Below are 1,113 nucleotides of genomic sequence, written 5' to 3'. Positions count from 1 at the left end.
GTGACGCCAATTGACATGATGAAGCAAAAGAAATTCATCGCCCCGAAAGAAGGTATGTTCGGCCCAGTGTATATTGATGACTTGGTTGAGGGCTGTTATTTGGCACTGAACTCAGACAAGGCAATCGGACAGATTTATATCCTATCAGGCATGGGGCAGGTGAGTAATCAGGAGTATTTTTCTTTTTTAGCCAAAATGTTAGGTTTGGACTCGGCAAGAACACTTTCCAAACAGCTGCTTTATCCTATCGCTTTTGCCGCGGAGCGAATGGCTCATCTTTTCGGTAAACGTACAGAATTAAATCCTTCTACCGTTGCGATGCTATCGAGGCCTAGTGCTAAATATATCCATGATAAGGCCAGTGCAGAGCTAGGGTATCAGCCTAAAGTTAGCCTTGAAGAAGGTATGGCTAGGAGTGAGCAATGGCTGCGTGAGCAGGGAGTGATATAAAACTACCTCATCATGTAGACAGAAAGTCCCAACCCTCGCTGAGGCGACTGATTACTATGAGCTTTAGAGTCTGACTCGCTCAATTTTTTGTACAAGATAGGCGCTGCTTATTTTCAGTCATCACAATAATTCGCTCTGGTTGGGATAAAAAATATGACGGCTTCATGCCTAGCATCATATTAAAAGTATGGGTGCAATGAGATAGGTCGACAAAACCCGCATCAATGGCGGCGTCGGTTAAACTCTTTCCTCTGCTGATTTCGACTGCGGTGACAAATAACCTATGCCATTGACGATACCTGCGTATGGGTACGCCTGTTTGTTTTTTGAAGACTTTGGTGAGTCCAGGTACTGACAAGTTCACTGTATCAGCGAGACTCTCAATAGATAGGTTTGTGTCAATAGAATCCTTGATCAAATCGACTACCTTAGATACGCGTTTATCACTGTCAAAAGGCTTCTTTACACATGTTTTGAATAGGCTATCAATCTCATATTTGGTTTCGCTCGTGGAGCGTTCTGAGTCGTAAATATCAATAACAGACTGTCTGAATAATTGTTCGTTGCCAAACTCGCTAAAAACCCCTTGGCCCATATCGCGGCAGAGGTCGGATAAGGCGCTAAAGTCCCGCCCCATAACATCTAGATTACAATTTGCGATGA

The 1,113-nt window shown here is 43.8% G+C and carries 2 protein-coding genes; one reads left to right on the top strand and one right to left on the bottom strand.

The features are described 5' to 3' along the window. A partial coding sequence (locus A3729_RS16690) for an NAD(P)-dependent oxidoreductase (RefSeq protein WP_231877453.1) occupies positions 1-450 on the top strand: 450 nt, incomplete at its 5' end. A 79-nt stretch (positions 451-529) separates the two neighbouring features. Here the strand turns inward: A3729_RS16690 and A3729_RS16685 are convergent. Beyond that, positions 530-1,113: helix-turn-helix domain-containing protein (locus A3729_RS16685; RefSeq protein ID WP_068634096.1), on the bottom strand; the 584-nt coding region annotated here is incomplete at its 5' end.

It is taken from the genome of Oleiphilus sp. HI0043 (assembly GCF_001634935.1).
Note: the sequence above shows the minus strand (reverse complement) of the source record. Positions and strands in the feature narration are given on the sequence as shown.